This window comes from Aliinostoc sp. HNIBRCY26 (assembly GCF_050235535.1).
Taxonomy (GTDB): Bacteria; Cyanobacteriota; Cyanobacteriia; order Cyanobacteriales; family Nostocaceae; genus Trichormus.
Genome location: NZ_CP189852.1, coordinates 463,509 through 477,850, shown reverse-complemented (window position 1 = coordinate 477,850; position 14,342 = coordinate 463,509). Strand labels below are relative to the sequence as shown.

Annotated in this window: 14 protein-coding genes; 8 read left to right on the top strand and 6 right to left on the bottom strand. The window is 40.7% G+C overall.

The features are described 5' to 3' along the window. Positions 1-47: 47 nt before the first annotated feature. The 3 genes from ACQFX9_RS02005 to ACQFX9_RS01995 all read left to right on the top strand — a co-directional run bounded on the left by ACQFX9_RS02005 (position 48) and on the right by ACQFX9_RS01995 (position 4,708). Positions 48-1,703, top strand: a complete 1,656-nt coding sequence (locus ACQFX9_RS02005; protein WP_427160474.1) for a PfaD family polyunsaturated fatty acid/polyketide biosynthesis protein — start codon at positions 48-50, stop codon at positions 1,701-1,703. A gap of 132 nt (positions 1,704-1,835) precedes the next feature. After that, a complete protein-coding gene (locus ACQFX9_RS02000) occupies positions 1,836-3,365 on the top strand; it encodes a thioester reductase domain-containing protein (protein WP_427160473.1) in 1,530 nt (509 codons plus the stop codon). A gap of 482 nt (positions 3,366-3,847) precedes the next feature. After that, a complete protein-coding gene (locus tag ACQFX9_RS01995; protein WP_427160472.1) occupies positions 3,848-4,708 on the top strand; it encodes an SDR family NAD(P)-dependent oxidoreductase in 861 nt (286 codons plus the stop codon). 39 nt (positions 4,709-4,747) lie between these two features. On the opposite strand, the gene hetI is transcribed toward ACQFX9_RS01995, so the two are convergent. Both hetI and ACQFX9_RS01985 read right to left on the bottom strand, forming a co-directional pair. Further along, positions 4,748-5,452 (bottom strand): 4'-phosphopantetheinyl transferase HetI, encoded by a 705-nt coding sequence (gene hetI, locus ACQFX9_RS01990; RefSeq protein WP_427160471.1) that lies wholly within the window; start codon positions 5,450-5,452, stop codon positions 4,748-4,750. Further along, positions 5,406-5,552, bottom strand: a complete 147-nt coding sequence (locus tag ACQFX9_RS01985) for a hypothetical protein (protein ID WP_427160470.1) — start codon at positions 5,550-5,552, stop codon at positions 5,406-5,408. Before ACQFX9_RS01985 ends, hetI begins: the two co-directional genes overlap by 47 nt. Positions 5,553-5,643: 91 nt before the next feature. On the opposite strand from ACQFX9_RS01985, the gene ACQFX9_RS01980 reads away from it, so the two are divergent. Continuing rightward, positions 5,644-5,781 (top strand): hypothetical protein, encoded by a 138-nt coding sequence (locus ACQFX9_RS01980; protein ID WP_427160469.1) that lies wholly within the window; start codon positions 5,644-5,646, stop codon positions 5,779-5,781. Between the two features lie 287 nt (positions 5,782-6,068). Here the strand turns inward: ACQFX9_RS01980 and ACQFX9_RS01975 are convergent, their stop codons facing one another. Then, positions 6,069-7,385: a hypothetical protein gene (locus ACQFX9_RS01975; RefSeq protein ID WP_427160468.1), complete on the bottom strand. Its 1,317-nt coding sequence runs from the start codon at positions 7,383-7,385 to the stop codon at positions 6,069-6,071. A 90-nt stretch (positions 7,386-7,475) separates the two neighbouring features. Then, a complete protein-coding gene (locus ACQFX9_RS01970) occupies positions 7,476-8,141 on the bottom strand; it encodes a hypothetical protein (RefSeq protein ID WP_427160467.1) in 666 nt (221 codons plus the stop codon). 1,071 nt (positions 8,142-9,212) lie between these two features. Between ACQFX9_RS01970 and ACQFX9_RS01965 the strand changes: the two genes are divergently transcribed. Further along, positions 9,213-9,710, top strand: coding sequence for a CRR6 family NdhI maturation factor (locus ACQFX9_RS01965; protein ID WP_236145004.1), 498 nt, complete (start codon positions 9,213-9,215; stop codon positions 9,708-9,710). Positions 9,711-9,877: 167 nt separating this feature from the next. Here ACQFX9_RS01965 and ACQFX9_RS01960 read toward each other — a convergent pair whose 3' ends face one another. Further along, complete coding sequence (locus ACQFX9_RS01960) at positions 9,878-10,834, bottom strand: glycosyltransferase family 9 protein (protein WP_427160466.1); 957 nt, start codon at positions 10,832-10,834, stop codon at positions 9,878-9,880. Between the two features lie 170 nt (positions 10,835-11,004). Here ACQFX9_RS01960 and ispD point away from each other — a divergent pair, with 170 nt between their 5' ends. The 3 genes from ispD (at position 11,005) to ACQFX9_RS01945 (ending at position 12,954) form a co-directional block, all read left to right on the top strand. Beyond that, a complete protein-coding gene (ispD, locus tag ACQFX9_RS01955) occupies positions 11,005-11,685 on the top strand; it encodes a 2-C-methyl-D-erythritol 4-phosphate cytidylyltransferase (RefSeq protein WP_427160465.1) in 681 nt (226 codons plus the stop codon). Between the two features lie 221 nt (positions 11,686-11,906). After that, positions 11,907-12,434 (top strand): SMC-Scp complex subunit ScpB, encoded by a 528-nt coding sequence (scpB, locus tag ACQFX9_RS01950; RefSeq protein WP_427160464.1) that lies wholly within the window; start codon positions 11,907-11,909, stop codon positions 12,432-12,434. Positions 12,435-12,606: 172 nt separating this feature from the next. Beyond that, positions 12,607-12,954 (top strand): DUF760 domain-containing protein, encoded by a 348-nt coding sequence (locus ACQFX9_RS01945; protein WP_236145231.1) that lies wholly within the window; start codon positions 12,607-12,609, stop codon positions 12,952-12,954. A 169-nt stretch (positions 12,955-13,123) separates the two neighbouring features. Here the strand turns inward: ACQFX9_RS01945 and ACQFX9_RS01940 are convergent, their stop codons facing one another. Further along, complete coding sequence (locus tag ACQFX9_RS01940) at positions 13,124-14,329, bottom strand: HhoA/HhoB/HtrA family serine endopeptidase (RefSeq protein ID WP_427160463.1); 1,206 nt, start codon at positions 14,327-14,329, stop codon at positions 13,124-13,126. Positions 14,330-14,342: the final 13 nt, after the last annotated feature.

Below are 14,342 nucleotides of genomic sequence, written 5' to 3'. Positions count from 1 at the left end.
CTACAAACCAGAGATAAATTCATTGCATATCGTGCGAGGGAACGACTGTGACGACCGTGGATACATTTATAAATAAGTTTGATAATGGTTTGAGTTATTCCAGCCATATCTACAATCACAATCTCATCTGGAAAGGTGCTTTAGATTGTGTTGCTTTTGAACAAACAGATATCAAAAATAAATTACTGGCTTTAGATAAACCTTGCTACATTGTCAAACTTGCAGGTAAAGTTGGTGTAACTAATGATGGTTATTTAGCTCCAGCAGAACATGGTGCAGCCGGACAATTAGAACTAATCACATCAATTCCACCTATTAAAACCCAACAACTCGGCGACCCTAGCTTTCTATCATTTTATGGCGTAAAATATGCCTATATGACTGGTGCAATGGCTAGCGGTATTGCTTCCGAAGAAATGGTAATTGCATTGGGTAGAGAGCATATTTTAAGTTCCTTTGGTGCAGGTGGTTTACCTCCTGAAAGAATCGAAGTAGCTATTCATAAAATTCAACAAGCTTTACCTCATCAACCCTACGCTTTTAATTTAATTCACAGTCCTAATGATATGGCAGTTGAACGCCAAGCTGTGGATTTATATTTAAAATATGGTGTGAGAATTGTTGAAGCTTCCGCATTTTTAGACTTAACTCCCAACATTGTTTATTACCGTGTTGCGGGATTAAGTTTAAATGATGCCAACCAAATTGAAATCAAAAATAAAGTCATTGCTAAAATTTCTCGCCGGGAAGTAGCGAGTAAATTTATGCAGCCAGCACCACCAAAAATGCTGCAAGAATTGCTACAACAAGGTTTAATTACTGAGTTGCAAGCTAAACTGGCGGCAAAAGTTCCAATGGCTGATGATATTACTGTAGAAGCTGATTCTGGCGGACATACTGATAATCGTCCCTTGGTGTGTTTACTCCCTTCATTAATTGCTTTAAGGGATGAAATTCAAGCTCAATATCATTATCCTCAACCCATTAGAATTGGTGCGGCTGGTGGAATTGCTACCCCAGAATCAGCCTTAGCAGCTTTTATGATGGGTGCTGCTTATGTAGTTACTGGTTCAGTCAATCAAGCTTGTGTTGAATCTGGTGCTTGTGAGCATACCAAAAAGCTATTAGCCCAAGCAGAAATGGCTGATGTCACTATGGCTCCCGCCGGCGATATGTTTGAAATGGGTGTGAAAGTACAGGTGCTGAAACGGGGTACGATGTTCCCCATGCGCGCGCAAAAATTGTACGAATTGTACCGCACTTATAACTCCATTGAAGAAATTCCTTTGGCAGAAAGGGAGAAGTTAGAAAAACAAGTTTTCCGGAAGACTATTGCTGAGGCTTGGGAAGGAACTGCTGCGTATTTATCACAAAAAAATCCAGAGAAATTAGGGAAAGCAGTTAACAATCCTAAACTCAAAATGGCTGTAATCTTTAGATGGTATTTAGGATTATCTTCTCGTTGGTCTACTACTGGTGAAAAAGGTAGAGAAGTAGATTATCAAATTTGGTGCGGCCCAGCAATGGGAAGTTTTAATGACTGGGTGCGTGGTTCTTATTTAGAGGAAACGCATAATCGTCATGTTGTTGATGTTGCTCATCACATCATGAAGGGAGCAGCGTTTTTATATCGCATTCAAAGTTTGAAATTGCAAGGAATGCAAATTCCAGATTCTTACATTCAATATCGACCAGTGCGTTAAGACAGTGCTGAGTAATGAGTGCTGAGTGCTGAGTGAAAAGACAGTATTAATTGGCAATTGATGAGTAGTTTTTACTAAGTTTATGCACTCAATACTCAGCTATGACTTTGGTAAATATTTGGAGATTTCAAAATGACTGTGAAACAATCGTATAGTGCAGCCGAAATTCAAGCTTGGATGGTTGCTCACCTGGCTGAAGTGTTAAGTGTAGATGCTGATGAAATTGACCCCAGTGTGAATTTAGAAAGCTATGGTTTGGATTCTGCTCAAGCCATGACTATGGTAAGTCAATTAGAAAAATTATTAGGGTTTCAACCATCTCCTTTGTTGTTGTGGCATTATCCCACAATTGAATCATTATCTCAGCGTTTAGCTGAAGAATTGGAAGAAGGTACAGAGGTACAAGATACAGGTGTTACTCGTTCCACAAATACTGCTAGCTTCTCTGATACCCCTGTTTTGGATTTACAGGCTGAAGCTGTTCTTGATCCCACTATTCATCCTGGTGGTGCTATTCCTGTTGCTTTACCTGTCACTCAACCTAAGAAGATATTCTTAACTGGTGGTACTGGCTTTCTAGGTGCTTTTATTATTCGGGAATTGCTCAAACAAACCAAAGCAGAAATCTATTGTTTGGTGCGTGCGGCTAACTTGGAAGAAGGCAAAGTTAAGCTGCAAAAAAATCTCGAAGGTTACGCAATTTGGCAGGATGAATATGAATCGAGAATTATTCCTGTAGTTGGTGATTTATCTGAACCTTCGTTGGGTTTAAGTTCTACTCAATTCCAAACTTTAGCAGCAGAAATTGACACTATTTATCATAGTGGTGCGTTGTTAAATTATGTCTTCCCCTACTCAGCATTGAAAGCGGCTAACGTTTTGGGAACTCAAGAAGTTTTGCGCTTGGCTTGTCAAGTGAAAGTAAAGCCTGTGCATTATGTTTCTAGTGTGGCGGTGTTTGAAGCTCCTTTCTATGCTGGTAAAGTTGTGAAGGAAGATGATGATTTTAGCCACTGGGAAGGGATTTATTTGGGTTACTCCCAAACTAAGTGGGTAGCAGAAAAGTTAGTGAAGATTGCGAGCGATCGCGGTTTACCTGTTACCATTCATAGACCCCCCCTCATCGCTGGTGATAGCGAAACCGGTATCGGTAACACCCATGACTTCATCAACTTGATGGCTAAGGGTTGTCTACAGATGGGATATTTCCCCGACGTGGAATATATGCTGGATATGTCCCCTGTAGATTATGTTAGTAAAGCGATCGTACATCTATCTATGCAAAAAGATGCGATCGGTCAAGCTTTCCACTTACAACATCCCGAACCCGTAGGATTGAATGTTTTAGTTGACTGGATACGCTCTTTCGGTTATCAAATTGACATTCTCCCCTACGAAGAATGGCAAGCGAAGTTAATTGAGAGTGCAACTTCTACAGATAATCCTCTATACACTTTACGGCCTTTCCTCTTAGAGCGTTGGTCTGATGAGCAACTCACTATTCCCGATTTGTACCTAAAAGCTAGAAGACCTCACATTAGTTGTGAAGAAACTGTTAAGGCTTTAGCTGGTAGTGGTGTTTCCTGTGCGCCAATTGATGGGAAGTTGTTTATGACTTACACGGCATATTTGATTCAGAATGGTTTTTTGACTCTGGGTTAAGAGGGTTTAAACGCTCCAGGAGCGCAGAGTTACGCCAAGAGTTTAAATAAAGTTTGATTTTATGCGTCCATGACCCAGTTTCGTCAAGAAGCTGGGTTTTTCCTATGAAAGTCTTAATAAATCTCCTTTCCCCAGTCCCCAGTTCCCAATCCCCAGTCCCCATAAATTAAGTTTGCTATTAACACTAGCTTCACAAAATAAATGCTATAAATGAAGTTGATGTAAAGTTGAACCTCGTTGAACAAATCCTTGACTTTATGCCTGTTCTGCAACGGAAGGCGATCAACACTGTTATAAGTCAATTTTCTGCCAAAAAAGTGCAATCTACAAGTCTGGAATGTAGCTGTCTTTATCGCATTTAGTTGCGGATAGGTGAGTTTGAAGGTTTGATCTGTCTGTAGTCTGAATGAGGCTACACAGAATTTACCAAATTGATAATGCGTGAATCCTGCCGATCAGAATACAGGTACTAGCAGGTTACAATGACAACTCTCACAGGTAAGACAGTGCTGTTGACCGGTGCCTCACGCGGTCTGGGTGTGCATATTGCTCGTGCTTTAGCAAAAGAGCAAGCAACCGTGGTGTGTGTTTCGCGTTCCCGTTCAGGATTAGAGCAAACTTGTGATGCAGTCAATGCAGCAGGTGGTAGAGCTTTTGCCGTCCCTTTTGACATTACCAAGGTAGGGGAATTATCTGCTCTCACCGAACAGGTTCACTCAAATGTCGGCTCTGTTGATATTTTAGTCAATAATGCTGGCATAGAAATTATTAGTGCATTCGCCAATTACTCTCTCGCAGAAATTCATTCTGTCTTCAACACTAACCTCTTGGCTACTATGGAATTAACTCGTTTATTACTCCCCAACATGATGGAACGAGGTAGTGGCCGCATTGTTAACATTGCTTCACTAGCTGGTAAAAAGGGTATTGCTTTTAACAGCATTTACTCTGCTAGTAAGGCAAGTTTGATTATGTGGACTGATGCCGTCCGTCAAGAATTAGCTGGTAGTGGTGTCCATATTTCGACAGTTTGTCCGGGATATGTCTCTCATACTGGGATGACCGTTGATCCTCGTGTACCTGCACCTAAATTAGCAGGTGTGACGACACCCAAAGGTATAGCTAACGCTGTTATGCGTGCTATTAAAGGCAGTCAAGCAGAAATTCTTGTCAATCAAAATCCGATTATGGAAGGTGTGACAAAATTGATGCTGTCTATGGGACAAATTTCTCCGACTGTAGTTGATAAACTTTATCAGTTTTTAGGTATAGTCAATTTCAACCAAGTCAGAGCCGGAAATCGAGCTAATCTCAAATATGCGGCCGATTTTGGTCGTTACTAAAAATTATAGTGAGCTGATTCGGGAATGCGGCTTAGATGGTTAATATTGCCAACACTTTAACTGCCAGCCACAACCCGCCACGGCAAGAGCAGCAACATAGTTATTATCAGGCACTAACTCTACTAGACTCCAAGCAGGTAATTTGACTAACCTAGCTGGTTCTGTGGGTGTTAGTGCTATTTCAATTTGTTCTAATTGAGATATGCCGTCACCCGTCGCTTTAAGATAAGCTTCTTTACAAGTCCAGTAGCGGAAGAAGGTTGTTTGTTTTTGGTCTTCGGGTAGCGATCGCAGTAAATTATATTCTTGTGGTAAAAAAAACCTTTGCGCCAACGCTTCCACATCATCCATCACACGCAAAGACTCTAAATCTACCCCTATTGGCCGAGTATAATTCACCGCACACAAAGCTAAATTGTGAGAATGCGACAAGTTAAATAACAAGCCACTTTGCTGTAAACCCTCTGCTAACAACGGTTTACCACGCGCTTCATAATCAAACTTGACTTGTCCCGGCAAAATTCCCAAATAACCACCTAATATCTGCCTGAGAACACCCCGTCCAGCAATAAAACGCTGGCGATGTTCTGGAAAATAAAATCTGTTAGCACGAGCCAGTTCATCGTTAGAAAGAATTGCTGATAAGCTTTCTAGCTGCGATTCTGTTATATCTAGCTGAAATCGCCAAACATGAACCTCATTCGGGAATAAAGTTAAATCTTGGGGTGTAGGTAGCCAACTCATCGGGGACTGGGGACTGGGGATTGGGGACTGGGGACTGGGGACTGGGGACTGGGGACTGGGGACTGGGGACTGGGGACTGGGGATTGGGGACTGGGGACAAGGTAGAAGGGGAGAAAAACTAATGACTAATGACTATTGACTAATGACTAATGACTAATGACTAATGACTAATGACTATTGACTATTGACTATTGACCAATAGGCATTTTGGCATACATATTTTTCAAAGTATAGGTATGCTATGGAAGTGGGATAAATTTCGTGTGAAAAGTAATAAAAACGTTTCATCTCTCAGCCGTGAACTGAGAGATTTTTATTTATTATCTTAATTTTAGTTTTTATTTAATCATTTTTTCATAATTGATTATTTTATTGAGCTTTTACAGATATTTCAACGCATTATGTCAGGTTATTAATTACTGGTAAGAGTCATATTAAATTCTCTGCTTTGCATCTCAAATATTAAATGGATTAAAGCAACTATATTTTCTAGTCCATAACTCACATTAGCCAGATTTTAGCAACAGACATAAATTAAGTTAAGTACACTACCACGCAGTCTTAAGATTCTTAGTTTGATTCGTCAAAAAAACCAACAGTTAAAATCTGTGGTTATTCAAGTTAACTTGTGTCTATGCTTTTGTTTGTAAGCGACTAGACAGTATATGAGTGTTACCAAAATAATAGCCTTCAATGTAGAAGGTTCAAACACTTTTGTTGGAGGTGTTGCAATACATTGAAGTTCACCACTATTTCCCGGAGTATCAACTTTAATTGTTCCTGGGGGACATACTGGTGTTGGAGGTGTGGTTGGAGGTGTTGTTGGGGGTGTGGTTGGAGGTGTGGTTGGAGGTGTGGTTGGAGGTGTGGTTGGAGTTGGTTCAGGTACACTTCCCACAGAATTGCGACTAGATGAATTACCTCTTCCACCAAGTAAGGCCAGTAATACAATCAACGGTACTAAACCAGCAATCCAAGGCCAGACAACTGGAGAACCATCTGACTGAGCTGCAATGATTTCTTCACCAGGGATTTCTGCTATTTCTTCGATTCCTACTGTGCTGCCTGGTTCTACTAATGCAGTATCAAATGTTTCACCCACTATGGTTTCACCTGGTGGAGTCACATTTGGAAGTTGAACCAGTTTTCTCCCATACCAACCATCATCTCTAGCATTGGGAGTATATGGACGCGAAAGTATTGTCAAAATACTTTGTCTGAGTTCGGCTTTATTTCCTGTCTGTAAAGCGTTTAATCCCCTAGAGAGATTATTCAGATAGAACTGTGTCATATCTGGCTCTAGGTTCAGATCAACAATCTTTTGTTCAAGGTTGGGGATTTTGGCGGCTTCTTCTAAGAGGGTTTGTCCATAGGATAGTTTCAAGTTCACAAACCCACTGCGGAGGTCATCTGCTGGTTTTCCTGACCACAAAAAGTTTCTTGTGACATCTCTAAAACCAACTACAGGACTTGAACTCAGTTTTCCTCCCAGTCCATACTGCGCTGAATCTAAAATTTGGGAGGAATGATTTCTCCAGACTGACATATAAGGAGAGTTAATCAGATTACTGTTGTTGCCGTAAAAGCCAAGAGTTCTCTGATAGTTAGTTTCTCCGCCAGCTGCTCTCATCAACATTTGTTGATAAGTCAGTCCACCGTTAGATTCAATAACTTGCTCCAGGATAGTACCGGTTTTGTTACAACGTAGACCAAACCCTACTACGCACCCAGGGATAACTCGTATCTGACGCAAGCCAGCTTCGTTATTTTGTAGCTGATACTGTAAATACTGCTCTTCTTGGCCTGGTGGTATTTTGACAGGCGCACCAACATTTAAGCCTTTTGGTTGTGCATTAGCAGTCTGAACAAGAATCAGTAGTGTTGCTAAAGACGAGAATACAAGTGTGATGTTTTTGATGGTAGATTTCAACAAGACCCTTCTCCGGTAGATGACACAGATAGATTTAATTGGGAGTAATTTATCTTGAGCAAACTAAGCAATTCTCGTTTGACAAGTAAAAACTCAGTTTTGAGTTGGTTGAGAACTCACATTTTTAGGTAGTTGGATGTTGATTGTAATGGCTGTTCCTTTTAATTCTCCTGCACTCAATGGATGATAAATAATTAATGCTCGATTTGGCTCATCAAACAGAAAACCACGGCGAGAGGGCTTAATCTTTCCGTCTTTTACTAAGGAGATAAATGCCTCTAAATATCTGCGTACACTATCTTGGTTTTCCTGATTTATAGTAGTGTGATGCTGAATTAGAGACATAAAGAAATCTAAACTCCGAGAGTCCTGACCTAAAATTAGACTGCCATCATCTAAGAAAGAACTGCCAATTAGTTTGCCATCTTTCTCTGTAACTTTAAATAGTGTGTAGTAGCGATTATCTTTGTTAGGGTCGTTCACATAACATACCCAAGAGCCATCTTCGCTACGAGAAAAACCTTGTTCTGCTAGGTAAGAAAAAGCAGAACTAGTTTTTTGGTTTGAGACAGGAGGTAGCAAACTTTCAACGGGATCTAAAGAACAAATTTTTTGGTTTGACGTTGTGGTGGTTGTCGTAGTTTCAGGAGTGGTGGGTGTTTCCTGAGCTTTAACTTGTAACTGATTGCCATGCAATATCGCAACTGAGAAAATGGCAGTAAAGGCAAGTAATTTACTCAGATAAATGCTCTTAGTCATGTGTTTATCCCCATTGTTATATTTGTTGATTTTGTAAGATTGTGAAGTTTGAACGTAAGTAAAGATTATATAGCTTAATGAGAAAGCTATGTAGATAATTATTTACATTAACTAATTGTGAAAGATTGTGGTGTCAAGAATTAGAAGCACTAACAAAAACAGTTAAATTAATTCATTTTTGTCAATAATCTTGATTGTTACTGCAATTGTCATAATCCCCTCACAGATATATTTGGTGTGTACTAAATTTTTGAGACAAAGACTATATATTTAGCATTTTTCAGTATCAAAGGTGCATAAATTGTTTCAATAAGTTCGGTTCAATTAGGGATGAACTACTGAATAAAAGTTACAACATTGATAACTATTTATTAATGTCTAAAAAGATACGAGATTTGTTGATGATTAATATTTTTTGTATTTTCTTGCCTTTTATAACCGGCTTTCTTTTCTCTCCAGAACTACTTAATATTATTTAAATTTTTCTTGACTAAAGGGCTGTGCTTAAGGAAATGTCTATTGATAAATAGGTTGAGGTTTTAACACTGCTAATATTTCATCACCATGTTATATTTACTTAAGTATCCGTTGTTTTTGCTACAGAATAATTTGTTACTCTATCCTAGTACCTGTGTAATTACGGTGTTTGGCTGAGTAATTCTGAATATTTATTTAGTTAGTGTGCAGTAATTCTACCATCACCTAATCGGGTTATAAGGGTAGCATAGACAACTTTAAAAATTGCACACTATAAATTTTTCTAGTCTTCAAAAATGTTCTTAGAGACAACATGAAGTATTGATAAATGTTAAGGAAAATACATAAGTATATACTTATGTATATATGTAGTTTTATCTGTCGTTTAAGCTCGGACTACAGCTAATGAAGAGACGCAACTGCCAGGCATGAGAAATGTTGATGCTCAAAAGATGGTGAATTGTATGTTCTGAGTGATTCTGCTTTTTGTGATTTTAGGTTAGGTGCAGTTTGTCAATGTAGCGTCAATTGCAGAAAACTGGTACTGTGAATTCTCGAAACTAACACCGTATACAAAAAGTAGCTGTTGAGTCCATGACAATCACGATCGCGCTCAATACTGACTCTGTTAATACCCTGGATTTATCCCCTGTTGATACGGTAATTAATCAACTGTTACAAGAGCAAACGTCTCAAGGCACGACACAAAGCGTCTACGCTAACTATGAACAGCAGTTGCACTTTGATATCAACTATCCTCTAGAACCAGGTGATCCTCGCGAATTGTCAGAAATTCCTGAGTTAAGGCTGTGGTTTGTGCGTCTAGATGCTAAATACCCGTGGCTGCCATTTTTATTGGATTGGAAAGCTGGAGAACTTGCTCGTTATGCGGCGATGCTTGTACCCCATCAATTTAGTGCTAAAGAGGGCATTCAATATAATCCTGAAGCTTTAGAAATCTTTTTAATGCACAAAGTGTTTCTGTTAAGCGACTGGTTAAAACAGCAGGATATTCCTTGGCAAGCACGACTAAAATCTATGGCGCAAATGCTTGGTTACGAATTAGATGATGCGTTTTTCGATTTGTTTTGAGGTTGGGACTGGGGATTGGGGACTGGGGATTGGGGATTGGGGACACTTCGACAAGCTCAGTGCTTCACTGGGGATTGGGGACTGGGAGATTTTACTTTAATGTCCTGTTTGTCCAATGCCCGATGCCCCATGCCCAATGCCCGATGCCCCATGCCCCATGCCCTAATTCATCCACCCCAAACTTTTTCAAGGATGGTTTTGGGAGAAATATCCGCTATTTTGCCGGTAGAAGATTTGATACCCAAGAACTTATCGCTTGTTGGTAACACTTTGCTTGGGTCTGTAGAACCAAACAGGCAAATTGTATAAGTTTGTACTGCTACACTGAGTTGTAATGGTACAGTGTCAGTAGTGAGCATCAAACTAGCTCCGGCAATGATGGCGGCTAATTTACCGATGTCTTCGGGAGCAGTCACCTTAAGATTAGGGGCTGAATCCCGGAGCGATCGCACAAATGCTTCGTCATTAGTTCCTTGAATGACAACTATTGGTAAATCTGGTTGTTTAGTTTGAAAGTCCTGAATAATGGCTTGCCAGTTTTCCACGGGATATAAAGTATCTCCCGCTTGAGGTTTGGATAGCCAGCTTGAGCCATCATAAATTAATACATAACCATTATTTACTCCTAAACGTTTTTGTTCGTTTTGCGCCCACTCAATGTCAGGTTTCGGCACATTTACCGCTAACTCTGGGGTAGGAGTGGTAATACCTAATGGTTGCAGCAAATCGTGGTAAGTTACGGCTGCATACTGAGATGATTTCAACGGCACAGAATTGGTAAGAAATCCAGAGCCTTTACCTTGGTAGCCGATACGTGTGGGGATTCCTGTTAACCAGAGAAAAAGACCCAATAACCAACTTTGACCAACAGTAATGACTACTTCATACTCGCGATCGCGAATTGTGCCTACTAGGTTGCCCCAATCTGCCAGGCTGTTACGGTCTTTGTAATCGAAAGCCAGCACCTCATTGACTGACTTACTCACCCGGTAGGCAGCCTTTGACCGGGGTTCGGTAACGACATCTAGTTGCGCGTTGGGATAATGTCTCTTCAAGTCGTCTAGAGTCGGAAAGAAGAGAATTTGATCGCCAATTCCGCCAGGTACAAGGGCTACTACTCGCATAATAATTATTGACGCTTACTCGCTCCTTATTTTAGGTGAATATAGGTATGCCCCTTCGGGTAATTCAAAATTCAAAATTCAAAATTCAAAATAAATTGCTTTGAATCCATAATTTTGAATTGTAACGAGGTGAAAGTCACTAGCCCCTAGTTGAAAGATTGAGGATTGTTGTGTATTTACTAATTCCTGCGGCCGGTGTCGGCAAAAGAATGGGGAGTCAACGGAATAAACTGCTGTTGCAGGTGCGATCGCAATCTATTCTGGCTTGGACTCTGTTGGCTGCACAAGCGGCTGAAGAAATCTCTTGGATAGGGATTATTTCTCAGCCGACTGACTGGCCAGAATTTAAGGAAATTATCGCTAATTTACGGCTAACTAAGCCAGTAGAATTAATTCTGGGTGGTGCTACCCGTCAAGAGTCGGTTTATAACGGCTTACAGGCACTGCCAACAGAGGCAGAGCAAGTTTTAATTCACGATGGGGCTAGATGTTTAGCCACACCAGATTTACTCAACGCCTGCGCCCAAGCTATACGTAAGTGTTCTGGCTTAATTGCAGCCGTTCCTGTAAAGGACACAATCAAAGTTGTGGATGGCAATGGCATAATTCAAAATACACCTGACCGTCAAAATTTGTGGGCAGCCCAAACCCCCCAAGGATTTAACGTCCAGTTGTTAAAACAATGTCATGCTGAAGGCATCCGCCAAGGTTGGGAAGTCACCGACGATGCAGCATTATTTGAAAAATGCGGCATTGAAGTGCAAATTGTGGAAGGCGAAGAAACCAACCTCAAAATTACTACTCCCCAAGATTTGGCGATCGCTGAATTTATCCTTGGCAGTCGAGGATAGGGCAGGGGGCAGGGGGAATAATTGAATTCTGATGATACTGGCTTTTTATTTGATTATTTGTGGGATTTGCCTTGACTTAAGCAACAAAAAAAGGTATAATCCCACACACTTATTAATGTAAAGTTATTAAACCTCAATAAGAAAATTCAATACACAAAGTTCAAATTTTGAATTTTGTAGCTTTAATTTTGAATTTTAAATTTTGAATTTTAAATTGATTCATGACCACAGCCACAGCAACCACGATAGAAGCGATTCTCTACTTAAAGGGTAAACCTTTGTCCCTGGGCGAAATCGCCGAGTATGCAGCCTGCGATCGAGCTAAGGTTGAAGAAGGCATCATTGAACTCATGGACAGCTACGCCCGCCGAGATAGCGCACTGGAAGTTGTAGAAACACCAGCTGGTTATAGTTTGCAACTCCGGTCTGATTTTCATGACTTAGTACAAACATTGATTCCTGTAGAATTGGGATTAGGAGCATTGAGGACACTGGCTGCGATCGCCCTCAATAGTCCCATCCGCCAAAGTGATTTAATTAACCTACGCGGATCAGGAGTATATCAGCACGTTCCCGAATTAGTCGAACTTGGTTTTGTTCGCAAAAGACGGGATCAGGAATCCCGTTCCTACTCACTACAAGTCACATCAAAATTTCATCAATACTTCCAAATCGAACAACTTCCCCAAATCTTAGAAAATAGCCCGAAAGAACAGCAGTTAGAACTAGAACTGGAAACTGGGGAGTAGGGATTGGGGATTGGGAATTGGGGACTGGGGACTGGGGACTGGGGACAAGGAAGACAAGGAAGACAAGGAAGAAGAATATAATGCCCAATGCCCAATTCCCAATTCCCAATTCCCAATTCCTTTGCGCGATGGTTTAGAGTAGAATTAGCAACTAAGCTAAAAAGAATTGCCAATGGTGTTTGATCCTGATTTTTTGAACGACAACTCTGAGGAACACCCCAACCAACTGCTTTCCGACCACTTTGGGGAAAACCCCAATCAGTTACTTAAATATCTCCAACATCAGTCTCCAGAAGTTCTAGCCCGTGTTGCCCAGTCCGTTAGCCCGGAAATTAAACAAATTATTTCCCAGAACGTACAAGGGCTAGTGGGAATGCTTCCAGCAGAGAATTTTAATGTCCAAATAACCACCGACAAAGAAAATTTAGCCGGACTGCTAGCATCGGCTATGATGACAGGTTATTTTCTGCGCCAAATGGAACAAAGGATGCAGTTAGATCATTTGTCTAATGGTCAATAGTCAATAGTCCAGAGTCAATAGTCAAAAGTCCATAGTCAAAAAGTTACTGTGCAAGGATGAAGGACTCATGAGTAATGAGTAATGAGTAATGAGTAATGAGTAATGAGTAATGAGTAATGACTAATGAGTAATGACTAATGACTAATGACTATTGACTATTGACTATTGACTATTTTTTGGGATAAGCACCTGACTGTACTTTGACTGTGAGAATTTTGCCACTGCGGTTGATTTCCATCACCAGAACATCTCCCACAGTGCTGGATTCAACTTGTTTTTGGACTTGGGCTGATGTTTTGACTGGTTTATCGTTAATTTTTTGAATTACATCGCCAGGGAGCAATCCTGACCGGTTAGCTGGTGAGTCTTTTACCACGCCCTTAATGACAACGCCAGTTTCCTGTTGAATGTTGAGCTTGTTTTCTTGATTGATTTGTTGTTTTCTGGTGGGAGATAAGTCCGTCATTTCAATCCCTAAAAAGGGATGTTCTACGCGTCCTTTGGTAAATAGTTCATTAGCAACACGGGCAGCAGTTTCTATGGGGATGGCAAAACCTAAGCCTTGAGCATCAGCACGAATTGCGGTATTTATTCCTATTACTTCCCCTTGGGCATTTAATAAAGGCCCGCCAGAGTTACCTGGATTAATAGCAGCGTCAGTTTGAATAAAGCTAACCCGTTTATCTGGAACTCCTACCTGTGCGCTGGTGCGGTCTGTGGCACTGATAATGCCGATAGTGACAGTATTATCTAAACCTAAAGGATTGCCGATCGCGATCGCCCACTGTCCAGGAATCAAATTTTGTGAATTACCTAATTTCACCGTCGGCAATTCCTCTCCAGGAATTTTGACGACAGCCACATCTGTAATATTATCAATCCCCACTACCTTACCCTCAAAAGTCCTACCATCTTTGAGAGTTACTTGTACTGTATCTGTGTCAGCTACAACGTGGGCATTAGTTAGGACTTGCCCTTTTTCACTCAAAATAAACCCTGAACCCGTACCGCGCTCAATTCTTTCATGGGGAAGTGGTTCTTCATCTTCACCAAAGAAGCGGCGTAATAAAGGATTTTTTAAAGCATCTGAGATAGGATTAGCGACTTTACGCGTGGCATTAATCCTGACAACAGCAGGGCCAACTTTCTGTACAGCGTGAGCAATAAAGTTAACATTATCACCATTAATAGCCCCTGGAGAACCACTTACAGGGTTAGGAGTCACACTTTCTGGGGGTAAAGCCACGGTGACATTTTTGAGTTGTTGAAACGAGCGATTTTGCGGGATGAGATAGCGACTACCTAACAAACCTGCACTACCGCCGATCACCAATAAAGATAGGTAAACGGCTAGTTGCTTTAATGATAAATTCATAATGATTACGTTT